We start from the raw sequence: 25,162 nt of genomic DNA, 5'->3' as shown, positions 1-25,162 counted from the left end.
ATTTTCATAAATTCAACGTTTTCTGCAAGCACTGCGTTGCCTCAATGCCTGAGAGCATCACGCGTGGCTTTTTCCTCTATTCAACTTGCAAGCTCGACCGGGACACGCGATCCCCGTATACTTGCGCGATGTCCTCTCCCCTCCTGTTCATCATTGCCTGCCTGATCTGGGGCTCCACCTTCTGGGCCATCACCTTGCAGCTGGGCGATGTCGCCCCCGCCGTTTCCGTGGTCTACCGTTTCGGCCTCGCATCCGCCACCCTGTTTGCCTGGTGCGCGCTGCGCGGCGATACCCTGCGCCTGCCCTGGCGCGCGCAAAAATGGATGCTGCTGCAAGGCCTGGCCTCGTTTGCCCTCAGCTATGTGTGTACTTACAGTTCCGAGCAATACCTGGTCTCGGCCCTCGTCAGCGTGCTGTTCGCGCTGATGGTGTTCTGGACGCCATTGCTCAACCGCATCGCCTTTGGCACGCCCATCACCTGGAGCACGTGCTGCGCGGCTTTCGTGGCCATCTGCGGCATCGTGCTGCTGTTTTACCAGTCCATCGGCGCGGCGCTGCAAGACATTCTGGGCGGCGGCAATGGCCATTTCCTGCTGGGATTCATCCTGGCCCTGGTGGCCACCGTCTCGAGCACGGCGGGCAACGCCCTCGTCATGAAAGTACGCCAGCATTCCGGCAACGTGATGCTCACCATGGCCTGGACCATGCTGTGGGGCACCTTGATGGTGGCCGCGTGGGCCATCGCCACGGGCCAGTCCTGGCCGCTGCCCACGCGCCCCAGTTACTGGATGGGCTTGCTGTACCTGGCCATCTTCGGATCCGTGATCGCCTTCAGTGCGTATTTCACCTTAATCGCGCGCATCGGCACGCAAAAGACCGTGTATATCGGCGTCGTCACGCCCGTCATTTCCGTGCTTCTGTCGGTGCAGTTCGAGCATTACCGCCCTGCCCCCATCGAATGGCTGGGCATGGCACTGTGCCTGTCCAGCGTGGCCTGGGCCCTGACGTCGGGCGCGCGCAAGACCGGCCCCATCGCTTCCCTTTCCAGTAATCAACCAACAAAGGCAACATGAGCATTTCTTCCTCCCTCGCCATCCGCCCCGCCACCGCCTCCGACGTGGCCGCCATCTTTGGCATGATCCACGAACTGGCCGTCTTTGAAAAACTCGAACACATGATGAGCGCCACGCAGCCCATGCTGCACGACAGCCTGTTCGGCAAACAGCCCGCATGCGAAGCGCTGGTGGGCGAGGAAGATGGCGTGGTCGTGACCTTCGCCCTGTTCTTCCACAATTTCTCCACCTTCCTGTGCCGCAAGGGCCTGTACCTGGAAGACCTGTATGTGAAACAGTCGGCGCGCGGCAAGGGATATGGCAAGCAAATGCTGGTGGCGCTGGCGCAACTGGCCATCGCCCGCGATTGCGGCCGCTTCGAGTGGTCGGTGCTCGACTGGAATGAGAACGCGATCAATTTCTACAAGGGCATGGGCGCGGACGTGATGCCGGACTGGCGCATCTGCCGGGTCGCCGGCGCGGCCTTGACGCAATTGTCGGCAGGAACGCCAACAGCGGCATAAACCGCTTGCCCAAAAAAAATCCCCACGGGCTAGCGGCACCGGGGGGAAGAACCCATTGTCAAGTGGGAGGGGGAGAATGCAATCAACGGTTATCAATATAAACGCTACGACTGGTCACCGCGCTGACCTTTACATTTGCTTACCGGGCCTTACATTTCCCTTAAACTTGTGATGCCATGTGCATCATTTGCCACAGTTTATTTCCTTGGTTCAATCAATGTGCCATGCAGACCGATATGTTGTGGCGCAACCCCGCTGCCGCCCTGCGATTTTCTATGGATTTGGTACACTGTCAGGCAGGCGATGCAGCCAGCAACCACGGCAAAAATGACCATGCGACGCTCCTTGAGTTTTTTTACTTCAGACTTCAGGGTATCCGGAACTGCGGCTGATTCATGACTTAGCCAGCAGGAAAGATTCAGTGTGGCATCTTCGGCTAGTGGGGCATTGCGGAAAATCAAACGCGCCTGTTTGGCGGCCCGATGGTGTTTGATGCGACGCAAAATGGCTGCATTCCGCTCACACAAAATGAACGAATCGCTACGCACTGGAGCCTCATCATGAATGTCTCTGCCAAACCGCTCGTCATGAAACTGTACCGCGCCTACCTGCGTTCCCGTCTGGAACGCTATACGCGCGACTTGCAAGCCATCGCGGAACAGCGCGAGAACGACTTCCAGGCCGAACGCATCCTGCACCAGGCCGTCGTCTCGGTGCGCTCGAAACTGCATTCGCTGTAGCCGTGATGCCGTCAGCGCTGCCGGCCGGCCACGGCCCAGCGCTCCACCACTTCGAACAAGCCTTGCGTCAGCAGGGCCAGCACGGCTGCGGGAATGGCGCCGGCCAGCAGCATGTCGTTGTCATTCAGCGCCAGCCCTATGGTGATGCGTTCGCCATAACCGCCCGCGCCGATGAAGGCGGCGATGGTGGCCGTGCCCACGCTCATCACGGCCGCCGTTTTGATGCCTGCCAGCATGACCGGCAAGGCCAGCGGCAAATCCACGTGCAGCAGGCGGTCACGCTTGCTCAAGCCCAGCGCCAGCGCCGCCATGCGCAAGCCCTGCGGCACCTGCAAGAGCCCCGTGCACGTATTGCGCACGATGGGCAGCAAGGCGTACACGAATAGCGCCACCAGCGCCGGCACGGTGCCGATCATGCCCAGCAGGGGAATCAATATGGCCAGCAAGGCCAGCGACGGCACCGTCTGCAGCACGCCGACGAACGCCAGCACGGTTTGCCGCAGCGGCGCGGAAAACGCCGCCAGCACGCCCAGCGGAATGCCGATCACACAGGCCAAAGCCACCGACAGCAGCACCAGGGTCAGATGCTGGCGCGTCAGGGTCCACAGATCGTCGCCGATGATTTTCTCCAGCAGATTGCTGCGCGCGGCGGCCCCTTTGTTCGCCGGCGCTCCGGAAGCCAGCCACTGGCGCGCCACGTCCGCAAAACGCTTGCCGTCGATTTCCACGGCCGCGTTCATGGCGATCATGTCGCTCTCGCTGATGCGTCCCTGCAGTCCTTGCAGTGCCTGCCATGCGGCGGGAAAGCGCGGCGGCAAATCGAGCCGGTACAGCAGCATGGCGTCGTAGCGGGGAAAATACTGCTGCGTGTCAGCCAGCACGCGCAAGCCATATTGGCGGATCTTCGCATCCGTCGAATAAATGTCGATGACATCCACCTGGCGCTGCGCCAGCGCTTCATAGGCGATACCGTGATCGAGGCCGCGCGGACGCTGCGGCAAGCCGTAGCGGGCGGCCAGGCCGGGCCAGCCATCGACGCGGCCGATGAATTCATGCGACAGGCCGAACTTCAACGACGGATGCTGCGCCAGCTGCGCCAGATTGGCGATGCTTTTTTCATCGCCGCGCATGGCCAGCGCATAGGTATTGTTGAACCCCAGGGGCACGGCCACGCCCAGGCCCAGCGGCGCCAGCTCGCGGCGCATGGCATCGAGCGACATGGGCTTGTCGTGCTTGAGGATTTCGCTGGCGATGGTGCCCGCGTATTCGGCATACACGTCGATGCTGCCCGCCTGCAGCGCGGCCAGCACGATGGCCGTGTTGCCCAGGCCCTGGCGGTGCTCCGCCCTGGCGTGCGGCGCCGCGCTCTGCTTGACGATTTCGCCGAGAATGTAGGATTCCGTAAAACGCTTCGAGCCCACCTTCAGGGTGCCGCCATCGAGGGCATGCGCGGGCGCGGTGGCGAAGACAAGCAACAACAGCAGGTAGACTACACGCACGCGGCGCTCCGGACGAATGATCAATCCGTCAAGCTTACCACCGGCGCGCGCCAGACACCGCCATGCACCACGCCGGCGCACGGGTTCAGGCCCAGCGCATACGACAGGTCGGCAGGACGCGCGATGCGCCACAGGGCAAAATCGGCGCGCTTGCCCACCGCCAGGCTGCCCGTTTCCTGCTGCAAGCCCAGCGCGCGCGCCGCGTGGATGGTGCAGCCGGCCAGCGCTTCCTGCGGCGTCAGGCGCCACAGGGTGCAGGCCATGTTCATCGCCAGCAGCAAGGACGTCATGGGCGAGGTGCCCGGGTTGCAGTCGGTGGACACGGCCATCGGCACGCCCGCCGCGCGCAAGGCCGCCACGGGCGGCGGCTGCGTCTCGCGCAAAAAGTAATACGCGCCGGGCAGCAGCACGGCCACGGTGCCATGCTGCGCCATGGCGGCGATGCCGTCTTGCGACAGGAATTCCAGGTGGTCGGCCGACAGGCCCCCGTAACGGGCCACCAGGGCGGCGCCGCCCTGGTCGGACAGCTGCTCGGCATGCAGTTTGACGGGCAGGCCCAGCGCCTGCGCCGCCGCGAATACGCGCTCGGTTTGCGCCGGCGTAAAGCCGATGCGCTCGCAAAACGCGTCGACGGCGTCGACCAGGCCATCGCCCGCCAGCTCCGGCAGCATCTGCGCGCACAGCAGGTCGATATACGCCTCGGCCCGGCCCGCAAATTCGGGCGGCAGCGCGTGCGCGCCGAGGAAGGTGGTGCGCACGGAGACGGGCAGCTGCGCCCCTATCCGGCGCGCCACGCGCAGCATCTTCGCCTCGCTGTCCGCGTCAAGGCCATAGCCGGACTTGATCTCGAGGGTCGTCACGCCTTCGGCCAGCAGCGCCAGCACGCGGGGCAGGCTTTGGCGCAGCAATTCGTCGTCGCTGGCGGCGCGCGTGGCGCGCACGGTGGACATGATGCCGCCGCCGGCGCGGCTGATGTCTTCATAGCTGGCGCCATTCAGGCGCGCCTCGAATTCATCGCTGCGGTTTCCCGCGTGGACGATATGGGTGTGGCAGTCGATCAGACCCGGCGTCAGCCAGCAGCCCTGGCCGTCGATCAGCGGCGCGCCACTGGCCGGCAGCTCGTCGCCGGGGCCGAACCAGGCGATGCGGCCGTCCTTGACGGCGATGGCCGCGTCCAGCAGTTCGCCGTAGCCTTGCTCCATGGTGGCCAGGTGGACGTTGTGGATGACCAAATCCCAGTCTTGCATGGTATGTCCTTCTCAGATGAACAGGTCGACGCGCAGCACGGCCGAGCGCTGCAAGGCTTCCAGCTGCCACTCCGGCGCATCATCAGCGTCGAGCAGCAGCGCGTCATGGCGGGCCAGCGCGAACTGCTGTCCGCCGCCGCGCGCCAGCACGGCGCCGTCGCCGGCGATGAACAGCAGGGTCGTCTGGCTGCGCCGCACCAGGCGGCCAGGCGCCGTGATTTTTTCCAGCTGGTGGCGGCAGCGGTCGCGCCGCGTCATCACGTTGAAGTCCGTCGTGACGCCCCTGACTTGCGCATGCACGGCCGCTTCGCCGGGGAACCACAGCATCGGCTGCGCCGCGTTCAAATGCACCTTGCGCGCGCCGTCCAGCGTCAGCTGCACGCTGTCGCCCTCGACCAGCATCAGGCTGCGGTCGATGCCGGGAAAACTGGAAAACGGCCCGTCGGCCGTGATGGTCGCCAGGCTGACCCGCCAGTCGAAATCATCAAAGCCCGCATCGGGCGGCGCGACGGCGATTTCCGTCGTGCTGCCGCCGCCATTTTTCCACGGCGTGGCGCGCAGGCATTCGTGGGCAAGGAAGGTCGCCATCAGAGCGCCCGCAGTTGCGCCAGGGTGCGCTGGTAGGCGATGGCGATGGCGTCCTGCGCCACGTGGCGCCCGCCGCGCACCTGCCATTGTCCGCCGCACAGCACGTCGCGCACCAGGTTGTCGTTGCCGCAGAACAGCACGCTGCCCAGCACATTCTCGATGGCCACGCCGCACAGGTTCACGTGGGCGTCGTCCAGCACCAGCAGGTCGGCGCGGCAGCCCGGCGCCAGCACGCCCAGCTTGCGCCCGGCCGCCTGCGCGCCGCCTTGCAAGGCGGCTTGCCACAGGAAGTCGCCCACGCGGCGCTGATCCGGCGTGGCGGCCACATTGCGCTGCTGGCGCTGCAGGCGCTGGCCATATTCGAGCCAGCGCAATTCCTCCACGGGCGACTGCGACACGTGGCTGTCGCTGCCGATGCCGAAACGCCCGCCGGCAGCAATGAATTCGGCCAGCGGAAACAGGCCGTCGCCCAGGTTCGCTTCCGTCGTCGGGCACAGGCCCGCCACGGCGCCGCTGGACGCCATCCGCGCCACCTCGTCGGGCTGCACATGCGTGGCGTGCACCAGGCACCAGCGCGCGTCGACATCAAGCTGCTCGTACAGATACTGCACCGGACGCCGGCCGCTGGCATCGAGGCACTGGCGCACCTCGCCCTGCTGCTCGGCGATATGGATGTGGATGGGACGCTCCGCAGGCAGCGCATCGGCCACTTCACGGATCTGCGCCACGCTGGCGGCGCGCAGCGAATGCGGGGCAAAGCCTACCTCCACCTGCCCGCCGCGCAGCGGCGCCAGCGCCTCGATGATGCGCAGAACGTCATCCGCATTCGTGCGGAAGCGCGCCTGCTCCGCTTGCAAGGGCTGTTCGCCAAAGCCCGCATGGCTGTACAGCACGGGCAGCATGGTCATGCCGATGCCGCTGACGCGTGCCGCGGCCAGCACCCGTTCCGCCGTCTCGGCGGGTCGCGCATACAGCGCGCCGGCCGCATCGCGCTGCAGGTAGTGGAATTCGCACACGGCTGTGTAGCCATGGCGCAGGCATTCGGCAAACAGCTGCGCGGCGATGCTTTCCAGCTGCTCCGGCGTGATGTGGCGCGCGAAACGGTACATCAGGTCGCGCCAGGTCCAGAAACTGTCCGGCCCGGCGCCGGCCATCTCCGTCATGCCCCCCAGCGCCCGCTGGAACGCATGCGAATGCAGGTTGACCATGCCGGGCAAAATATAGTGCGCCACCTCGACGCCGGCAGGCGGCGCGGCGCTCTCCGCCACGGCCGTCAAGTCGCCGGCAGCGTCCCATTCCAGCAGCACGTCGCGGCGCCAGCCCTGCGGCAGCAGCGCGTGGCGCGCGAAAAGACGGGAACTCAACGCCGCACCCACGCCACGGCCGCTTCCATCATCTGGCGCAGCAGCGGCTGCACTTGCGCCGCCAGGTCGGGCCGGTAGCCGAAAGGCGCCGCTTCATCCATGTACACGCACTGGCACATCTCCAGCTGGATCGCATGCACGCGGCTTTGCGGCTGGCCGTAATGGCGCGTGATATGCCCGCCCTTGAAGCGGCCGTTCAAGGCCACCGTGTACTGCGCCTGCGCGCGCGCGATGTCCACCACGGCGGAGGTCAGGCCGGCATCGCAGCTGGCGCCATCGGCCGTGCCGAAGTTCAGGTCGGGCAGCTTGCCGTCAAAGAAGCGCGGCACGTGCGAGGCGATGGAGTGCGCGTCCCACAGCACCACGGCGCCATGCACGCGCAGCAGGCGGTCCAGCTCCGCGCGCAATTGCCGGTGGTACGGCGCCCAGTAGCGCGGCAGGCGCTGCTGCACGTCCTGCGCATCCGGTTCGCGGCCCGGCAGGTACAGCGGTTCGCGGCGGAAGGTATCGCTGGGCAGCAAGCCCGTCGTGTCCTGGCCCGGGTACAGATTCGTGTCTTCCTGCGGCCGGTTCAAGTCGATGGTGTAGCGCGACCAGCGCGCCAACAGCACGGACGCATCCATCTCGTGCAGGAAGCCATGCAGCTCGCGCAGATGCCAGTCCGTGTCGGCCTTGAGCAGCGCCTGCGGCGTCATGCGGGCGGCGATATCGTCGGGAATGTCGGTGCCCACGTGGGGCATCGACACCAGCAGCGGGATGCTGCCTTCGTTGAAGCGGAAATCCATGCGTGTCTCCTTGCGCGCGCTCAGGCGTACAGCGGCGCGAACAAATTCTTGCACGTGCTGCTCAACTCGCCATGCAGCACCATCTGCTTGGCCGCTTCGATATCGGGCGCGAAGAAGCGGTCGGCGTCGAAGAACGGCACTTTCTGGCGCAGCTGGTGGTGCACGTGCTCCAGGTGCGGCGAGGTTTTCAGCGGACGGTGGAAATCGATGCCCTGCGCGGCGGCCAGCAGCTCGATGCCGACGATGACGGCCGTGTTGTGCGCCATGTCGTCCAGGCGGCGCCCGGCGAACGTGGCCATGCTCACATGGTCTTCCTGGTTGGCGGACGTGGGCAGGCTGTCGACGCTGGCCGGATGCGCGAGCGACTTGTTTTCCGACGCCAGCGCGGCGGCCGTCACGTGGGCGATCATGAAGCCGGAATTGACGCCCGGGTCGCGCACCAGGAACGGCGGCAGGCCGGACAGGGTGGCGTCGATCAGCAGCGCGATGCGGCGCTCGGCCAGCGCGCCGATTTCGGCGATCGCCAGCGCCAGCGTGTCGGCGGCAAAGGCCACCGGCTCGGCATGGAAATTGCCGCCAGAGACGATTTCCGCCTGCCCGTTGGGGCCATCCTGGAAGATCAGCGGGTTGTCCGTGACGGCATTGGCCTCGATCAGCAGGGTGCGGCCCGCATTGCCCAGCAAATCCAGGCAGGCGCCCATGACTTGCGGCTGGCAGCGCAGGCTGTACGGGTCCTGCACGCGCTCGTCGCCTTCCAGGTGCGAGGCGCGGATGGCGCTGTGCGCCACCAGCTGGCGGTACATCTGCGCGGCCAGGATCTGCCCCGGCTGTCCGCGCACGGCATGCACGCGCGCGTCAAACGGCGCGTCGCTGCCTTTGGCCGCGTCGAGCGACAGCGCGCCCGTGACCATGGCCGCTTCCAGCAGGCGCTCGGCCATGAACAGGCCATGCAGCGCCAGCGCGTTCGATACCTGCGTGCCGTTGATCAGCGCCAGACCCTCTTTTGCCGCCAGCACCACGGGCGCGATGCCCGCCTGCGCCAGTGCCTCCGGCGCCGCCATCAGTTCGCCGTTGACGCGCACGTCGCCCACGCCCAGCATGGCCAGCGTCATGTGCGACAGCGGCGCCAGGTCGCCCGAGGCGCCGACGGAGCCCTTGGCGGGAATGGCCGGCATGATGCCCGCGTTGTACAGCGCAATCAGGGTGTCGACGATCAGCGGGCGCACGCCGGAAAAGCCGCGCGCCAGGCTGCCGATCTTCATCAGCATGATCAGGCGCACGACGGCGTCCGACAGCAGCTCGCCCGTGCCCACCGAGTGCGACAGGATCAGGTTGCGCTGCAACTGCTCCAGTTTTTCATCGGGGATGCGCGTCTTGGCGAGCAGGCCGAAACCCGTGTTGATGCCGTAGGCCGCATCGCCCTTGGCGACGATGGCCTGCACGGCGGCGGCCGACGCCTCGATGACGGGATAGGCCTCGGCGGCCAGGATCAGTTTGGCCGGCGCGGCCCAGACGGCGCGCAGGTCGGCCAGGGTCATCGCACCGGGTTTCAGGGTCCAACTTTTGGCATGCTGTGTCATAGTCATTCGAATTCAGGTCTCAAGGAATCATGGGAAGAATCAGGCCATTGCGCTTGGCGCAGGCGGCCGCCGTTTCGTAACCGGCATCGGCATGGCGCATCACGCCCGAACCGCTGTCGTTGACCAGCACGCGCGCCAGGCGTTTCGCCGCCGCTTCGCTGCCGTCGGCCACGATGACCATGCCCGCATGCTGAGAATACCCCATTCCCACGCCGCCGCCATGGTGCAGCGAGACCCAGGTGGCGCCGCCGGCCGTGTTCAGCATGGCGTTCAGCAGCGGCCAGTCGGAAACGGCGTCCGTGCCATCCTTCATGCTTTCCGTCTCGCGGTTCGGGCTGGCGACGGAACCCGTGTCCAGGTGGTCGCGGCCAATGACGATGGGCGCCTTCAGTTCGCCCGTGCGCACCATCTCATTGAAGGCCAGGCCGGCGATGTGGCGTTCGCCCAGTCCCAGCCAGCAGATGCGCGCCGGCAGGCCCTGGAAGGCGATGCGTTCGCGCGCCATGTCCAGCCAGTGGTGCACCTGCGCGTGGTGCGGGAACAGCTCCTTGATCTTCGCATCAGTTTTATAGATGTCTTCCGGGTCGCCCGACAGGGCCACCCAGCGGAACGGCCCGCGCCCCTCGCAAAATTGCGGGCGGATATAGGCGGGCACGAAACCGGGGAAGTCGAAGGCGTTCTGCACGCCCTGGTCGAACGCCACCTGGCGGATGTTGTTGCCGTAATCGACGGTGTGCACGCCCATGGCGTGGAAGTCGAGCATGGCCTGCACGTGGGCGGCGCAGGAATCGGCGGCGGCCACCGTCAGGCGCGCGTGGCGCTGCGGGTCCTGCTGCGCCGCCTTCCAGTCCGACACGCTCCAGCCGCGCGGCAGGTAGCCGTTGACCAGGTCGTGCGCGGAAGTCTGGTCCGTCACCAGGTCGGGGACCAGGCCGCCCGCCTTGGCGCGGCGCACCAGTTCCGGCAGCACTTCGGCCGCATTGCCCAAGAGGCCAATGGAAATGGCTTCCTTGCGCCCGGTGTGATACTTGACCAGTTCCAGGGCTTCGTCCAGGCTGGCCGCCTGCTTGTCCAGGTAGCGCGTGCGCAGGCGGAAGTCGATGCTGCTTTGCTGGCATTCGATGTTGAGCGAAACGGCGCCCGCCATGGTGGCGGCCAGCGGCTGCGCGCCGCCCATGCCGCCCAGGCCCGCCGTCAAAATCCAGCGTCCGGCCCAGTCCCCGCCGAAATGCTGGCGGCCCGCCTCGGCGAAGGTTTCATACGTGCCCTGCACGATGCCCTGCGTGCCGATGTAGATCCAGCTGCCGGCCGTCATCTGGCCGTACATGAACAGGCCTTGCCGATCGAGTTCGTTGAAGTGTTCCCAGTTTGCCCATTTCGGCACCAGGTTGGAATTGGCGATCAGCACGCGCGGCGCATCCGCGTGGGTCTGGAACACGCCCACCGGCTTGCCGGACTGGATCAGCAAGGTCTGGTCGTCTTCCAGCTCGCGCAGGGAGGCGAGGATCTGGTCGAAGCAGGCCCAGTTGCGGGCGGCGCGGCCGATGCCGCCGTAGACGACCAGATGCTGCGGATTTTCCGCCACTTCCGGGTCCAGGTTGTTTTGCAACATGCGGTAGGCCGCCTCGGCCTGCCAACTCTTGCAAGCCATGACCGTGCCGCGCGGCGCGCGGATGGTACGGCTGGCATCAAAGCGTGGATCGGTGTCCATTGTGCTGTTCATGCTGTCTCCTCGTAGGGGGCGAGCGGTCGTACCTGGCCCGGTACCTGGGCCGCTCTTGTGCTCCCAGCATAGGTTGTCTATACAACCAAGTCAACAGATTTTTCCTTGGGGCCGGACCCGGCGGGTCTGGCCCGCGCCTTTACTTTTTCTCGTACACGCGCCGGCCCGCCACCCACGTCTGCAGCACCTGCGTCTTGCCGATGACGGCCGGCGCCACGGTGAACAGGTCCTGGTCGACGACGATGAAGTCGGCCCATTTTCCCGCTTCCAGGGTGCCGATGACCTTTTCCTGGTGCGCCGCCCACGCCGCGTCGAGGGTGAAGCAGCGCAGCGCTTCAGTGACCGTCATGGCTTGCTGCGGGTACCAGCCGCCGGCCGGGAATCCCTCGCTGTTTTGCCGCGTGACGGCCGCGTGGATGCCTTCGAACGGGTTCGGCGATTCGATGGGGAAGTCGGAACCGCAGGCGATGCGCGAACCCTGCTGGAGGAAGGTGCGCCACGCATACGCGCCCTTGATGCGCTCATGGCCCACGCGCTGCTCCGCCATGTTCTGGTCGGACGTGGCATGCGTCGGCTGCATCGACGGCACGATGCCCAGGGTCTTGAAGCGGGGGATGTCGCTCAATTGCACCACCTGCGCGTGCTCCATGCGGTGGCGCAGGCCCGCGCTGCGGTATTGCGCGATCAAGGCCTGGTAGCCGTCGAGGATCTGGTGGTTGCCCGCGTCGCCGATGGCATGCACGTTCACCTGGTAGCCGGCGCGCATGGCTTTTTCCATCTTCGCGCGCATGGCGGCATCCGGGTAGAACAGCAGGCCGCGGGTAGATGGATCATCGCTGTACGGCGCCAGCAGGGCCGCGCCGCGGCTGCCCAGGGCGCCATCGGACAGCAGTTTCACGGCGCGCAAGGCATACAGGTCGCGCGCGTAGCTGTTCAAGGGACCGTTTTTCGACAGGGCGTCGAAATCTTCCGTCGTGTCGAAGATCATGCCGTATACGCGCACCGTCAGCTTGCCATGGTCCGCGTAATCGCGGAACAGCCGGTCCTGCATCTGGCCGATGCCCGCATCGTGCACGCTGGTCAGGCCCGCCTGCGACAGCTGCGCCAGCGCGCCATCGAGGGCGGCGCGGTTTTCCACATCGCCGGGCTTGGGCAGCACGGCGTCCATCAGGTCCATGGCGCTGTCAACCAGCACGCCGGTGGCGTTGCCGTCCGCATCGCGTGCGATCTTGCCGCCAGGCGGATCAAGCGTCTCCCGCGTAATGCCGGCCAGCGCCAGCGCGCGGCTGTTGGCCCAGCCTGCGTGGCCATCGACCCTGCGCAGCCACACGGGCCGCGCGCCTTCCGCCGCATCGAGTTCCGCCGCCGTGGGAAAGCGCCCCAGCTTCCAGATTTCCTGGTTCCAGCCGCTGCCGATAATCCAGTCGCGCTCAGGGTGCGCGCGGGCGAAGTCGCCCACGGCCTGGACGGCGACCGGCAAGGTCGATGAACCATACAGCATCACGCCGCTGGCAATCGTCCCCAGGCCGAACACGTGGCCATGCGCGTCGATCAGGCCAGGCAGCACCGTCTTGCCCTGCACGTCGACGCGCAGGGCGCCCCTGGCCGCCTTGCGTTTTACCTGCGCGGCGCTGCCGACGGCGAGCAGCTTGCCCCCGTCGTCAAAGGCCAGCGCCGTGAAGCGCAGCACCTTGCCGTTGGCATCGAGCGTGTAGCCGTTCGCGTTGTCGATGACGGTATCGGCATGCGCGTGGCCGAGGGCGCCCAGGCAGGCGAGCGTGAGCAGGGTGCGGCGCAGTGGCAGGGTCGGCATTTCCATCTCCAGGTCTTCGAGTCGTTGGCAAAAAGACGAGTGTATAGAAATTGGCAAAATGGTCAATCAGGCAGCGCGCGGTGGCCGTACCATCAGCCAGTAGTCGCAGCCCGTGACGGCTTCCGCATACCGCCCTGCCGCCTCGAAGCCCAGGCGGCCATAGAAGGGCAGGCTGCGTTCGTTGTACGTCTCGAGGAAGCATGCGGCACCGGCCGCATCGACGGCGGCCAGGCCCGGCGCCAGCACGGACGCGCCCAGCCCCTGCCCTTGCGCGGCCGGGGCGATGCCGGCGATCGACAGATACCACGCATCCTGCAGGCCATGCGGCGCCAGCGCGTGTTCCATGTTCGCGACGATGGCCGCGAAATGCGCGAAGCCGCGCTCCCCCAGCAGCGCGCGCAAGGCGGTTTCGCGCTGGGCGTAGGCGGCCTGGCGCAGGGCCGCCGGCGTATCCGTGGTCCAGATGGCGGCGCCATGGCCCGCCGCATCGGCCAGGTCGACGCGCCCCGCCTGCTCGCCCTCGGCCAGCGCCAGCGCGAAGTAGGCCTCCAGCATGGCCAGCCGCGCCGCCTCGTCGTCGCCGCACGCCACCGTGACGGTGCGGTAAAACGGATCGCCAACCAGGGCGGCGGCAAGGCTGCGGGCGGTGCGGGAGACTGCGGCAGGGGCGGGGCTGGACATGCTTCTCTTTCTGTTCGTTGTATCTTTTCATTGCGGCGCACGGCATCTTAACGCAAGCGCGCAGGCCTTGCGCCCAATCAATATTTTGCCTGCTCACGGCGCCTTCCGGCGGATTTCACGTCGTTCAACGCACAAACGGCAAGAATGCCTGTGCCCCCGAAGGAAAGTCACGGCAAGCCATGCGACATCAAGGAACCGAGCCTTGCACTCAAGGCTTGGGCGGAACCACCTCAATCGCATCCTCCCCCCGCTGCGCTGGCGCCCTGAACCATTCCGCCGGCGGCACCACGTGCGACTCTTTCGGGTCGTCGATATAGTGCGGCGACGTGATCTGCACGTCGAATTCGTTGAAGACGTCGATGATGTTCTGGTGCAAGCGGTTCAGCACTTCGGCGCGCTGGCGGGGGACTTCGGCGCTGGCGTAGGCCACCAGGCGGTACTGCACGTAATAATCTTGCAGAGCCAGCTGCATCACGTACGGTTTCGGCGTGGCGGACAGCTCCGTCGTGCGCGAGGCGGCCAGTTCCAGCATGGCGTGCACTTGCCGCCACGGCGTGGCGTAGCCGATGGTGACGGTGGAGTCGAGCACGAAGCCGCCGCCTGGCTGGGCCCGCGAGTAATTCTTTGTCGTCTGCGACATGACCCAGGCGTTCGGCAGGGCCACCTCTTCGCCCAGGCCCGTGCGCAGGCGCGTCTCGAACATGCCCACGTCGACCACCGTGCCTTCGCTGTCGCCCACGCGCACATATTCTCCCTTGCGCAAGGCGCGCGTGTACATCAGGATCAAGCCGCTGGCGCCCTGCCCCACGATGCTCGACGCGCCGATCGACACCATCAGGCCCACCAGCACGGACAGGCCCTGGAAGGCGGCCGTATGCGAGCCGGGCAGATACGGATACGCCATGGCCAGGGCGAACAGCCAGATCACCACGCTGGCGATGCGCCGCGTCGGCAAGGCCGTGTCCTTGTCGAGCCAGCCGATTTGCAATTCGCCGCTTTCCACCCGCTTGAACAACGAAGCGGCCGTGGCGGCGATCAGCCGCGCGATGGCGAAGATCACGCACACCAGCACCAGCCCCGGCAAGGCGCCGATGATGGCGTGGAAGACGTCGGCCGCCACGTCGAACAGGTAGCCGCTCAGGCTTTCGCCCCACGAGCGCGTGTAAGGCAAGCGTCCCAGCACGAAGGCGGCCCACAGATAGGTGGCCATCAGGCGCAAGCCCCACAGCACGGCGCTGAGCAGTTGATACGCAAAGGCGATGTAGTGCTCGGCGTCGAGCACGCGCACGTTTTTCAGGCGCACGTCGCGCAGGCGCGACGCCAGCAGGATGCCGCTGCGGCGCTTGGCCCAGCGGTACAGACGGGTCAAGCCCATCCACACGAGCCAGAACACGAGGGTGGCGGCCGCGCAGACGGCGGCGGCGATCGACAGGTAGCGCCAGCTGCTTTGCTCCCGGTAGTCGGTCAGGGCCTTGCTCAACTCCTCGGCCGCCACCTTGGCCACGCTGTCCGTCGTATCGCCGGCCAGCTGGTTGACGTCGCCTGGCACGACGACAAACAGCTGCACGCCGTCAAGCAGCACTTGCGTGCCTTCGGGAATCATGCGCGTCGCCGTCTGCAGCGGGCCGTTCTTGGCCAGCACGCCTTCCAGGCGGCGCTGCGCCCCGGTGGCGCGCTCGTCAGGCGGATAGCCTGCCAGCGCGGCGCGGAAGACAAAGACCTTGCGGTTGGCAAACATCAGCGGCGCCGTCTTGACCGTCGCGGCATTCGCCCGCGCCACGGCGGAAGCGGCCTCCGCAACGAGCGAGGAGGCGTCCTCATCCGCATGGGCTGCGGGCAGCAGGAAAATGGTCAACAGGCAGAACAGGCGGAGCAACGCGGACATGGCGGGAATCGATAAGTAACTGGGAGTAGCCATCATGCCATGTAATCCCGGAAACTCAAGCGTCACACGTATTGCTCAGCTCGCATCATGGAAAATGATGCCCAGCGTGTGGCGCATTCCCGAACGCAGGCGCGACACGCCATGGCGCATGTTCACCCGGTAGCTGCCGCGCGTGCCGTTCACGGGCCGCTGCGCCACGGGAAAGATGACGGCGTCCCCCTGCGCCAGCGGCACCACTTCGGCGCGCGACTGCATGCGCGGGCGCTGTTCCGTCAGGACGAACTCGCCGCCCGTGAAATCGGCGTGCGGGCGCGACAGCAGTACGGCCAGTTGCAGCGGAAAGACGTGCTCGCCATACAGATCCTGGTGCAGGCAGTTGTAATCGCCGGCGCGGTAGCGCAGCAGCAAGGGCGTGGGCCGCGTCTGGCCAGCCGCGTGGCAGCGCGCCAGGAACTCCGCGTGGCTGGATGGAAAACGCGCCGCCAGGCCCATGCTGGCGTGCCAGCGATTGGCGATCGCCGCCAGCGGCGCATACAAGGCAGCGCGCAAGTCGGCTACCGGCGCAGGCAGCGGATAGGCCCAGTACTGATACTCGCCCTGGCCGAAGCCGTGGCGCTGCATCACCACCTTGCTGCGAAAGCGCGATGCCTCGTCGTACTGCGCCGCCAGCGCGGCGCACGCCGCCGCATCGAGTAAACCAGGCACGACGGCGCAGCCATGCGCGTTCAGATCGTCCTCGATCTGCCGCCAGTCCGGCGCTTTCATGCCTTCCCCTCGCGCTCCAGCAGCGCCTGCTTGCGCTCCACGCCCCAGCGGTAGCCGGACAGGGCGCCATCGTTGCGCACCACGCGGTGGCACGGGATGGCGATGGCCAGCGCATTGGCCGCGCAGGCGCCCGCCACGGCCCGCGCCCCGTTCGGCGCGCCGATGCGCCGGGCCAGCTCGGCGTAGCTGACGGTGCTGCCGGCGGGAATCTCGCGCAAGGCTTGCCACACGCGCTGCTGGAAGACGGTGCCGCGCACGTCGAGCGGCAAGTCCAGGCCCAGCCCCGGCGCCTCGACCAGGCCCACCACCTGCGCCACCGTCCGCTCGTAATCAGGCTCCGCGCCGCGCAGTTCCGCGCGGGGAAAACGGTCTTGCAAGTCGCGCAGCAGCACGGCCGGATCGTCATCGATGAGGATGGCGCAAATGCCCTTCTCCGTGCTGGCCACGAGGATGGCGCCCAGCGAACAATCGGCGATGGCGAAGCGGATCACGGCGCCGTTGCCGCCGTCGCGGAAGGCCCCGGGCGTCATGCCAAGCAAGCCCGGCGTGGCGGCATACAGGCGGCCGCTGGAATTGAAACCGGCCGCATATAAGGTTTCCGTGACATTTGCTGTTCCCTGCAAGCCGGCCTTGAGGCGTTCGCCGCGCCGCGCCGCCGCATATGCTTTCGGCGTGATGCCCGTGTGCGCCTTGAAGACGCGGTGAAAGTGGAAGCGGCTCATGCCGGCGGCCCTGGCAAGACTGTCCAGGTCGGGCAGGGTCTCGCTGGCATCGATCAGGCGGCAGATTTCGGCCACCATGCCGGCCTGGCGCTGGGCCAGCGGCGGCAGGTTGGGCTTGCAGCGCAGGCAGGGGCGGAAACCGGCCGCCTCCGCCTGCTCGCAGCTGGCGTGGAAGGCCACGTTGCGGCGCAAGGCGGGGCGCGCCGCGCAAGAGGGCCGGCAATACACGCCCGTCGTGCGCACCGAATAGTAAAAGACGCCGTCGGCGTCGGGCGCGCGCCGCTGCAGGGCATCCCAGCGCTCATCATCGGTCGAATAAGAGTGTTTCATGGCAAACTCCATGCAAGTCAATAGTCAGTAGCCAGCATAGCCAGTCGCCGCGCGCGCCACACTCCGGCGCTTGCTTTTGAATTCAAAAAAAGGCTGGCGGCGCCGGGCTTGCTGGGTGCTAAAATCGGCCATCGCGCTTCCGCCCGGAGGCGCGCCCTGCCCGCGCTTCGGAGAAACCGCATTGGACGATCACAATACACAAGAAAATACGCCCATTTTCCAGCGCATCAAGGATTTTCTGCTGGCCGGCATCGCCGCCGGCCGCTGGAAGGAAGGCGACGTGATTCCGTCCGAGCAGGCACTGGTGAAACAATTCGGCGTCTCGCGCATGACGGTCAACCGCGCCGTGCGTGAACTGACGAGCGAACAGATACTGACGCGGCGCCAGGGCTCCGGCACCTATGTGGCGCAGCAAAAATACCAGGCAACCCTGCTGGAAATCAAGAGTATCGCCGACGAGGTGCGCGCGCGCGGGCATATCCACCGCAGCAGTTTGCAGTTGCTGGAGCGCACCAAGGCCTCGGATTTGCTGGCCAAGCAATTCGGCCTGCCGCCGGAACATCCGCTGTTTCATTCGCTGATCGTGCATTTTGAAAACGGCGTGCCGATCCAGGTGGAGGACCGCTGGGTCAATCCCGTGTGCGCGCCCGACTACATGACGCAGGACTTTTCCAGCATCACGCCGAACGAATACCTGATGGCCGCCGCGCCCCTGCAGGGCGCCACCTACAGCATCGAGGCGCTGTCGGCACCGCGCGACATCGCCGAAATGCTGGCCATCGACACGAAACAGGCTTGCCTGGTGCTGCGCCGCCAGACGCGCTCGGGCGGCAAGATCGCCTCGATCGCCACCATGTGGCACCCGGGCCACCGCTATCAGTTCGCCGGCAGCTTTGCCTGATAGCCTCGGACACGAGCCCGGCGCGGCTCGCTGCGCATTTATCAGGCGTCCCGCGCTGCGGATTCATTAGCACGATTTTGCGCTGAATTTCTCTCAAATTCTCACAAAATCAGGAATAAATTCATCCTTTCGCCGTAAAAAAACGCCCGTTTCTGGCGTTTCCGAACTTAAATACTCTCAGTAAATATTCGATGCTATAGTTGCCGCCAGAATGCGCCGCCAACGTCGATATGCGCGCGCATCCCGTATGCCAGCCCGGTTCAATCACGCCCCAGAAAGGGATGCATTTGTCGTCTTGCAGCCACACGAGTTTCGGCGCACCACGCCCCCGGCGCCTTGCGCTGCGCCGGCTCGCGCCTACGCTGCTGGCTGCGGGCGTTCCGCTGTCCCTGCCCGCCGTGGCGCAGGCCGCCTCGCCGGGCATGGCGCCTGCACAGCTGTGGCCGTTTGCTGCCGCCAGCGCCACGGCCCTGGCGGCGCTGGCCTGCTGGCAAGCCTGGCACTGGCGGCAGCAAGTCCGGCATGGGCAAGGGCCCGCGGATGCCCGCGCCGAACACCTCGCCGGGCACGCCCTGCGTGGCGCCGCCATGGCCGGCTGGACCTGGCGGCGCGAAGCCGACCAGTTGCTGTTCGCCCCCCTGTACCAGGAGATATTGGGCGATAAGCAGGCGCGGCTGGAACTCACGCTGCCCGCCTGGCTGGCCGAAGTGCACCGCGATGACCGTGCACGCCTGAGCCTGGCGTTTCGCCAGCATTTCGATGGCCAGGCGCCAGGTACTTTCAACTGCGAATTTCGTTTGCGCCACAGCGATGGCCAGTGGCGCTGGCTGCTGGCGCGCGGCGCCGTCCTGACGCGCGCGTCCGATGGCGCCGCCACGCAGGCGAGCGGCATCGTCTGCGACATCAGCGAACGCAAGCAGGACGAAGAGTGGCGCATGCGCTGCATGCTGGAAGCGGCGCCCGAAGCCATGCTGGTGGCCGACGTGGAAGGCAAGGTGCATTACGCCAACCAGATCGGCGCGCGCTGCTTCGGCTATCCGCTGGCGGAATTGACGGGCATGTCGCTGGAACAACTGGTGCCGGAAAGCGCGGCCAGCCAGTCCTCGGGCGATCCGCAAGCACGCCACAGCCTGCCTGGCAGGGTGATGATGGCGCGCCGCCGCGACGGCACGCATTTCCCTGCCAAGGTCAGCCTGTCGCCGCTGCGCATGGCGGGACAAGTCTTTTCCATCGTCTCGCTGCGCGACATGACGCAGCGGCAACGCGCCGAAGAAGCGCTGCATGCCAGCTCGGAACGCTACCGCCTGATCGTGCAGACGGCCGCCGAAGGCATCTGGATGACGGATGCGGAGGGCAAGACCACCTTCGTCAACCCGAAGATGGCGCACATGCTGGGCTATACGGTGCAGGAAATGTTGCATCGGCCCCTGCTCGAATTCATGGACCGCGACAGCCAGCTGCTGATGCAGCGCCGCCTGGCCAGTCACGGCAGCCTGGCCAGCCAGCCGGACCAGGTCGACTTCCGCTTTTTCCGCAAGGATCAATCGAGCCTGTGGGGCTTGCTGTCGAGCACCAGCATCCAGTCGGACAACGGCGAGCCGGGCGGCACGCTGGCGATGATCACCGACATCACGGAACGGCGCCAGGCCTCGATCGCGCTGTCGAACTCCAGCCAGCGCATGGCCTCAGTCTTCGGCGCCGTGACGAACGGCCTGGTGGTGCAGGACAGCCACGGGCATATCCTCGAAAGCAATGCCGCCGCCGAGCGCATGCTGGCGGCCAGTCCGGCCGGCAACAGCCTGTGGCAAGCCATCCGCGAGGATGGCTCCGCCTTCGACCAGCGCAGCCATCCCGTGCACATCACCCTGTCGACGGGCGTGGCCATGCGCGACGTGCTGATGGGCGTGCAGCAGCCCGACGGCAGCCTGTCGTGGCTGTCCGTGAATACGGAAGCCATCCGCGATGAATACGGCAAGGTGGGCATGGTGGTGGCCAGCCTGACGGACATCACGTATCACAAGCGCAGCGAAAGCGCCTTGCGCGAACTCAATGAACATCTGGAAGAGCGCGTGGCGCAGCGCACGGAACAGCTCGACCAGGCCAAGCAGGTGGCCGAGGAAGCCAGCCTGGCGAAAGGCCAGTTCCTCGCCAACATGAGCCATGAAATCCGCACGCCGATGAATGGCGTGATCGGCATGGCCTACCTGGCCCTGAAAACGGAGCTGGAACCACGCCAGCGCGATTACCTGGAAAAGATCCGTTTTGCCGGCGAACACTTGCTGGGCATCATCGACGATATCCTCGACATTTCGAAGATCGAAGCGGGCAAGCTGGAAATCGAGCGCGTCAACTTCAGTTTCGACCATGTGGTGCAAACCTTGATGACCGTGGTGGCGCCGCGCGCCGCCGGCAAGAACCTGGAACTGGTGTTCGAGATCGATCCGCAATTGCCGGCCGTGCTGGTGGGCGACCCGCTGCGCCTGGGACAAGTGCTCATCAACTATGCGAATAACGCCATCAAGTTCAGTGAACAGGGCAGCATCACCATCAAGGTCAACAAGGTGGTGGCGGACGCCAGGCACTGCCTGGTGCGCTTCGAAGTGTGCGATCACGGCATCGGTCTGTCGCAGGATGAAATGAGCAAGCTGTTCCAGTCCTTCCAGCAGGCCGACACCTCCACCACGCGCGAATACGGCGGCACGGGCCTGGGGCTGGCCATCTGCAAGCAGCTGGCCCAGCTGATGGGCGGCGATGTCGGCGTCGACAGCCGCCCCGGCGCCGGCAGCACCTTCTGGTTCACGGCCAACCTGGGCATTTCCGACCAGGCGGCGCCAGCCATGCTCGACAGCATGGTGCAGACGGCAGCCGCCATGCGCGCCAGCGCCGACGCGGCCCTGGTGATGCGCACGCTCAAGCATGCGCGCATCCTGCTGGTGGAAGACAATACCTTCAACCAGCAGGTGGCGCTGGAATTGCTGGAAGAAGCGGGCGCCTCCGTCTGCCTGGCCAACAATGGCGAAGAGGCGCTCGATTTGCTGCGCCAGACGCAGTTCGACTGTGTGCTGATGGATGTGCAAATGCCGCTGATGGATGGCCTGGAGGCGACGCGCCATATCCGCGCCGACCCGCAGCTGGCGCATTTGCGCGTGCTGGCCATGACGGCCACGGCCACCAGCGAAGACCGCGTGCGCTGCCTGGAAGCGGGCATGGACGATTTCATTTCCAAGCCCATCCAGCCGGCCATGATGTACCAGACGATCGCCAGCTGGCTGCCGGCGCGCGAAACGCCGCCGCCGGCGCGCACCCGCGCCGCGCCCGCCTTCAAGACCACCCTGGCCGGCGATCCGCAAGTGATCGACCTGTCCATCCTGGCCAAGCTGCTGGGCTACAACCCGCAAAAGGTGCGCAAGTTCGCCTTCAAGTTCCTGCAGACGACGCAGGATGGCTTTGGCGACATCGATGCGGCCCTGGCGCGCGGCGATGTGCACCAGGTGCGCGAACTGGGACACCGCATCAAATCCTCGGCGCGCACGGTGGGCGCGCTGGGATTGGCCGAGCTGTGCCACAACCTGGAAACGCTGGCGCCGGGCGAACCGGCCGAAGAGGCAGAGCGGGCACAGCGCATCGTCACGCGCCTGTGGCCGCTGCTCGACCAGATTACCGAAGAAATCATGAATAACACCAGCTTTGCCAATGACGACTAATCAGCTACCGCCGATTGACGTCGCGGCAAGCTAACGGCATCCACCAGATGCTGCAGACAAACCGGAAACTGAAAGACATCACGATGAACACTGCATCCAATCAACACCCCGAGGCCCAGGCCCAGAATGAGAGCCAGGCCGGCCTGGCGCCACTGCGCATCTTGCTGCTCGACGACGATGTCTTCATGCTCGACGTGCTCAGCGACATGCTCGAACAGCTGGGCCCCTTCGACATCCGCTGCGAGTCGCACAGCGAGCAGGCGCTGTCCACCTTGCAGCAGCACCAGCCCGACCTGCTGATCTGCGACCTGTCCATGCCCGACATCGACGGCATCGAATTTCTGCGCATGGCAGCGGAAAACGGTTTCCGCGGCGGCGTCGTGCTGTTATCGGGCCTGCACTCGGCCGTGCGTCTGGCGGCCGAGCGCCTGGCCATGGCCAATGGCCTGCATATATTAGGCACCTTCCGCAAGCCGATGGAGAGCGCGGAATTGCAGCTCATGGTGAACTTGCAACTGCAGCACACGGCGCGCCAGGCCGGCGTGCAAGCTTGAGCCAGGAAGGGGGCGAGACCGCTTGCCGCGCCGCCGCAGGCCTGCAGCCATGCGGCTTTGCGGCCCGTTGAAAGGGCCGCGGGCCGATCTGCCTCAAGTTTTTCTGCAATAATCGCCACGCTTTGAAAAAATGGGTTATTATTTCAGCCATCCCCGCCTGCATACCTCTGGTCGCACCTTCCAAGAACATTGAAGTCGTGCCCATTGCCCCCATCTGCTAGCTGCATTCCAGGAAGCATGGATGGCGAACCAGCGTATGGTTAATTCCAGGCATTATTGATCCCACCCTCATTTGAGGAAAATATGAGCGAAAATATCAAACACATTAGCGATGCATCTTTTGAAGCAGACGTCCTGAAATCCGAGTTGCCAGTACTGGTCGACTTCTGGGCAGAATGGTGCGGTCCCTGCAAGGCCATCGCCCCGATCCTGGAAGAAGTCGCCAAGGAATACGCCGGCCGCATCCAGATCGCCAAGATGGACGTGGACGCCAACCAGGCAGTGCCTGCCAAGTTCGGCATCCGCGGCATCCCGACCCTGATCCTGTTCAAGGATGGTGTCGCCGCTGCGCAAAAAGTGGGCGCCATGGCCAAAGGCCAGTTGACCGCTTTCGTCGACAGCAACATTTAATGTATGATAGGCAGCGCTGCGCCCGCAGCGCCGCCTGATTGGACACACCGGGAAGCGGCTTTCGTACCATTCGCGCAAAACCTTCCCGAATAATTAATCAAGCCACGCAGTTCCCTCCCCTACCTTTACATCCCGTCTCGGGACACTCAACACATATGCATTTATCCGAACTAAAGGCCCTACACGTATCCGCCCTGCTTGAGATGGCGATCGGTCTTGACATTGACAACGCGGCCCGCTTGCGCAAACAGGAGCTGATGTTCGCTATCCTGAAAAAACGCGCGAAGTCCGGCGAACAGATTTTTGGCGATGGCGCCCTGGAAGTGCTGCCTGACGGCTTCGGCTTCCTGCGCTCGCCCGACGCCAGCTACATGGCGTCCACCGACGACATTTACATCTCCCCTTCGCAAATCCGCCGCTTCAATCTGCACACCGGCGATTCGATCGAAGGCGAGGTACGGACCCCGAAAGATGGCGAACGCTATTTCGCACTGGTCAAAGTAGACAAGGTCAACGGCGAATCGCCGGAAGCCTCGAAGCACCGCATCCTGTTTGAAAACCTGACGCCGCTGCACCCGAACGAGCCGCTGCGCCTGGAACGTGAAATGAATGGCCAGGAAAACATCACCGGCCGCATCATCGACCTGATCGCCCCGATCGGCAAAGGCCAGCGCGGCCTGCTGGTGGCGTCGCCGAAATCGGGCAAGTCCGTGATCCTGCAGCATATCGCGCATGCGATCACGGCGAACCATCCCGACATCACCCTGATCGTGCTGCTGATCGACGAACGTCCGGAAGAAGTGACCGAGATGCAACGCTCGGTGCGCGGCGAAGTCGTCGCCTCGACCTTCGACGAGCCGGCCACGCGCCACGTGCAAGTGGCCGAGATGGTGCTGGAAAAGGCCAAGCGCCTGGTCGAAATGAAAAAAGACGTGGTCATCCTGCTCGACTCGATCACCCGCCTGGCGCGCGCCTACAACACCGTCATCCCGGCCTCGGGCAAGGTCCTGACCGGTGGTGTCGACGCGAACGCGCTGCAACGTCCAAAACGCTTCTTCGGCGCCGCGCGCAATATCGAGGAAGGCGGCTCGCTGACCATCATCGCCACGGCGCTGATCGAAACGGGTTCGCGCATGGATGACGTGATCTTTGAAGAATTCAAGGGTACCGGCAACATGGAAGTGCATCTGGAACGCCGCCTGGCCGAAAAACGCGTCTACCCGGCTATCAACCTGAACAAATCGGGTACGCGCCGCGAAGAACTGCTGATCAAGCCGAACGAGCTGCAAAAAATCTGGATCCTGCGCAAGCTGCTGTACTCGATGGACGAGATCGAGGCGATGGAGTTCATTCTCGACAAGATGAAGGCCACCAAGAACAACGCCGAGTTCTTCGACATGATGCGTAGAGGCGGCTAAAACCTGCTGCGCGGCCACATTTGCGATCTCCGTTGCTCACTGTACTAAAGTACAGTTCCGCTACTCAATCGCCACTGTGGCCTGCTCGCTACGGTTTTATCTCGCCTCTCAGCTAGGCCCAAGCCGCTCATTGAGCGGCTTTTTTATTGCCTGCGGCCCGAAAGCGCTATATAATCGACGGTTGCATTATTTTAAACCCTGGCAAGTGATCGGCAATCGGGTCAAGAAGCAAGACGACCGACGAAGTGCTGTTTGGCTACCTACTTAGAGAGAATCCCATGAAAGTCGATACCCATCCAGAATACCGCGAAGTTGTTTTCCACGACCTGTCGTGCGATTTCAAATTCGTTACCCGTTCGACCATCCAAACCCGCGAAAAAATCACCCATGACGGTAAAGAATACCCACTGGTGAAGATCGAGGTTTCGGCTGAATCGCACCCATTCTTCACGGGCAAGCACAAAATCGTCGATACCGCTGGTCGCGTCGAGAAGTTCCGTCAGAAGTTCGGTTCCGTTGGTTCGAAAACCGCAGTCGCAGCAGGCTAATTTTTGCCGCTCCGCGGCAAATAAGGGCAGCTTCGGCTACCAGAGAAAAGGCAGCCACGGCTGCCTTTTTTGTCTTTGGCCGCTTTACCTTATACTCGCGCTTACCCGA

General features: G+C 65.0%; 22 protein-coding genes. 9 read left to right on the top strand and 13 right to left on the bottom strand.

Going from position 1 to position 25,162, the window contains the following annotated elements:
* Window positions 1–128 precede the first annotated feature (128 nt).
* Both ACZ92H_RS09115 and ACZ92H_RS09110 read left to right on the top strand, forming a co-directional pair.
* Window positions 129–1,073, top strand: coding sequence for a DMT family transporter (locus tag ACZ92H_RS09115; protein ID WP_465049076.1), 945 nt, complete (start codon window positions 129–131; stop codon window positions 1,071–1,073).
* Entirely contained in the window at window positions 1,070–1,576 is a 507-nt protein-coding gene (locus ACZ92H_RS09110; protein WP_465049074.1) for a GNAT family N-acetyltransferase, read from the top strand. The genes ACZ92H_RS09115 and ACZ92H_RS09110 overlap by 4 nt, the downstream gene beginning before the upstream one ends.
* Before the next feature lie 197 nt (window positions 1,577–1,773).
* Here the strand turns inward: ACZ92H_RS09110 and ACZ92H_RS09105 are convergent, their stop codons facing one another.
* Window positions 1,774–2,124, bottom strand: a complete 351-nt coding sequence (locus ACZ92H_RS09105; RefSeq protein WP_465049073.1) for a hypothetical protein — start codon at window positions 2,122–2,124, stop codon at window positions 1,774–1,776.
* A gap of 12 nt (window positions 2,125–2,136) precedes the next feature.
* Here ACZ92H_RS09105 and ACZ92H_RS09100 point away from each other — a divergent pair, with 12 nt between their 5' ends.
* Window positions 2,137–2,316 (top strand): hypothetical protein, encoded by a 180-nt coding sequence (locus ACZ92H_RS09100; protein ID WP_092796620.1) that lies wholly within the window; start codon window positions 2,137–2,139, stop codon window positions 2,314–2,316.
* An 11-nt stretch (window positions 2,317–2,327) separates the two neighbouring features.
* On the opposite strand, the gene ACZ92H_RS09095 is transcribed toward ACZ92H_RS09100, so the two are convergent.
* The 12 genes from ACZ92H_RS09095 to ada all read right to left on the bottom strand — a co-directional run bounded on the left by ACZ92H_RS09095 (window position 2,328) and on the right by ada (window position 17,298).
* Complete coding sequence (locus ACZ92H_RS09095; protein WP_465049071.1) at window positions 2,328–3,815, bottom strand: glycine betaine ABC transporter substrate-binding protein; 1,488 nt, start codon at window positions 3,813–3,815, stop codon at window positions 2,328–2,330.
* Window positions 3,816–3,835: 20 nt separating this feature from the next.
* Entirely contained in the window at window positions 3,836–5,062 is a 1,227-nt protein-coding gene (gene hutI, locus ACZ92H_RS09090; protein ID WP_465049070.1) for an imidazolonepropionase, read from the bottom strand.
* Between the two features lie 12 nt (window positions 5,063–5,074).
* Complete coding sequence (locus ACZ92H_RS09085) at window positions 5,075–5,650, bottom strand: HutD/Ves family protein (protein ID WP_465049068.1); 576 nt, start codon at window positions 5,648–5,650, stop codon at window positions 5,075–5,077.
* Window positions 5,650–7,014 (bottom strand): formimidoylglutamate deiminase, encoded by a 1,365-nt coding sequence (locus ACZ92H_RS09080; protein WP_465049067.1) that lies wholly within the window; start codon window positions 7,012–7,014, stop codon window positions 5,650–5,652. Before ACZ92H_RS09080 ends, ACZ92H_RS09085 begins: the two co-directional genes overlap by 1 nt.
* Window positions 7,011–7,799 (bottom strand): N-formylglutamate deformylase, encoded by a 789-nt coding sequence (gene hutG / locus ACZ92H_RS09075; protein ID WP_465049066.1) that lies wholly within the window; start codon window positions 7,797–7,799, stop codon window positions 7,011–7,013. The genes ACZ92H_RS09080 and hutG overlap by 4 nt, the downstream gene beginning before the upstream one ends.
* Window positions 7,800–7,819: 20 nt before the next feature.
* Window positions 7,820–9,379 (bottom strand): histidine ammonia-lyase, encoded by a 1,560-nt coding sequence (gene hutH / locus ACZ92H_RS09070; RefSeq protein WP_465049065.1) that lies wholly within the window; start codon window positions 9,377–9,379, stop codon window positions 7,820–7,822.
* A gap of 19 nt (window positions 9,380–9,398) precedes the next feature.
* Window positions 9,399–11,102, bottom strand: a complete 1,704-nt coding sequence (hutU, locus tag ACZ92H_RS09065; RefSeq protein WP_465049063.1) for a urocanate hydratase — start codon at window positions 11,100–11,102, stop codon at window positions 9,399–9,401.
* A 139-nt stretch (window positions 11,103–11,241) separates the two neighbouring features.
* Window positions 11,242–12,915: an amidohydrolase gene (locus ACZ92H_RS09060; protein ID WP_465049061.1), complete on the bottom strand. Its 1,674-nt coding sequence runs from the start codon at window positions 12,913–12,915 to the stop codon at window positions 11,242–11,244.
* A 66-nt stretch (window positions 12,916–12,981) separates the two neighbouring features.
* Window positions 12,982–13,596, bottom strand: coding sequence for a GNAT family N-acetyltransferase (locus ACZ92H_RS09055; protein WP_131373498.1), 615 nt, complete (start codon window positions 13,594–13,596; stop codon window positions 12,982–12,984).
* Between the two features lie 208 nt (window positions 13,597–13,804).
* Window positions 13,805–15,481: a mechanosensitive ion channel family protein gene (locus tag ACZ92H_RS09050; RefSeq protein ID WP_465049059.1), complete on the bottom strand. Its 1,677-nt coding sequence runs from the start codon at window positions 15,479–15,481 to the stop codon at window positions 13,805–13,807.
* A 75-nt stretch (window positions 15,482–15,556) separates the two neighbouring features.
* A complete protein-coding gene (locus ACZ92H_RS09045; protein WP_465049058.1) occupies window positions 15,557–16,246 on the bottom strand; it encodes a 2OG-Fe(II) oxygenase in 690 nt (229 codons plus the stop codon).
* On the bottom strand, window positions 16,243–17,298 hold the full coding sequence (gene ada / locus ACZ92H_RS09040) for a bifunctional DNA-binding transcriptional regulator/O6-methylguanine-DNA methyltransferase Ada (RefSeq protein WP_465049057.1): 1,056 nt from the start codon (window positions 17,296–17,298) through the stop codon (window positions 16,243–16,245). Before ada ends, ACZ92H_RS09045 begins: the two co-directional genes overlap by 4 nt.
* A 181-nt stretch (window positions 17,299–17,479) precedes the next feature.
* Here ada and hutC point away from each other — a divergent pair, with 181 nt between their 5' ends.
* The 6 genes from hutC to ACZ92H_RS09010 all read left to right on the top strand — a co-directional run bounded on the left by hutC (window position 17,480) and on the right by ACZ92H_RS09010 (window position 25,053).
* Window positions 17,480–18,199, top strand: a complete 720-nt coding sequence (hutC, locus tag ACZ92H_RS09035) for a histidine utilization transcriptional repressor HutC (RefSeq protein WP_092796643.1) — start codon at window positions 17,480–17,482, stop codon at window positions 18,197–18,199.
* Window positions 18,200–18,480: 281 nt separating this feature from the next.
* Window positions 18,481–21,903, top strand: coding sequence for a PAS domain S-box protein (locus tag ACZ92H_RS09030; protein WP_465049056.1), 3,423 nt, complete (start codon window positions 18,481–18,483; stop codon window positions 21,901–21,903).
* Window positions 21,904–21,986: 83 nt separating this feature from the next.
* Window positions 21,987–22,457, top strand: a complete 471-nt coding sequence (locus tag ACZ92H_RS09025; RefSeq protein ID WP_465049055.1) for a response regulator — start codon at window positions 21,987–21,989, stop codon at window positions 22,455–22,457.
* A gap of 303 nt (window positions 22,458–22,760) precedes the next feature.
* Window positions 22,761–23,087, top strand: coding sequence for a thioredoxin TrxA (gene trxA, locus ACZ92H_RS09020; RefSeq protein WP_034780502.1), 327 nt, complete (start codon window positions 22,761–22,763; stop codon window positions 23,085–23,087).
* Between the two features lie 155 nt (window positions 23,088–23,242).
* A complete protein-coding gene (gene rho, locus ACZ92H_RS09015) occupies window positions 23,243–24,505 on the top strand; it encodes a transcription termination factor Rho (protein WP_010401543.1) in 1,263 nt (420 codons plus the stop codon).
* A 278-nt stretch (window positions 24,506–24,783) separates the two neighbouring features.
* Complete coding sequence (locus ACZ92H_RS09010; protein ID WP_034746247.1) at window positions 24,784–25,053, top strand: type B 50S ribosomal protein L31; 270 nt, start codon at window positions 24,784–24,786, stop codon at window positions 25,051–25,053.
* Window positions 25,054–25,162 lie beyond the last annotated feature (109 nt).

This window comes from Janthinobacterium foliorum, assembly GCF_978021625.1.
This window is presented reverse-complemented; position numbering and strand designations above follow the sequence as displayed.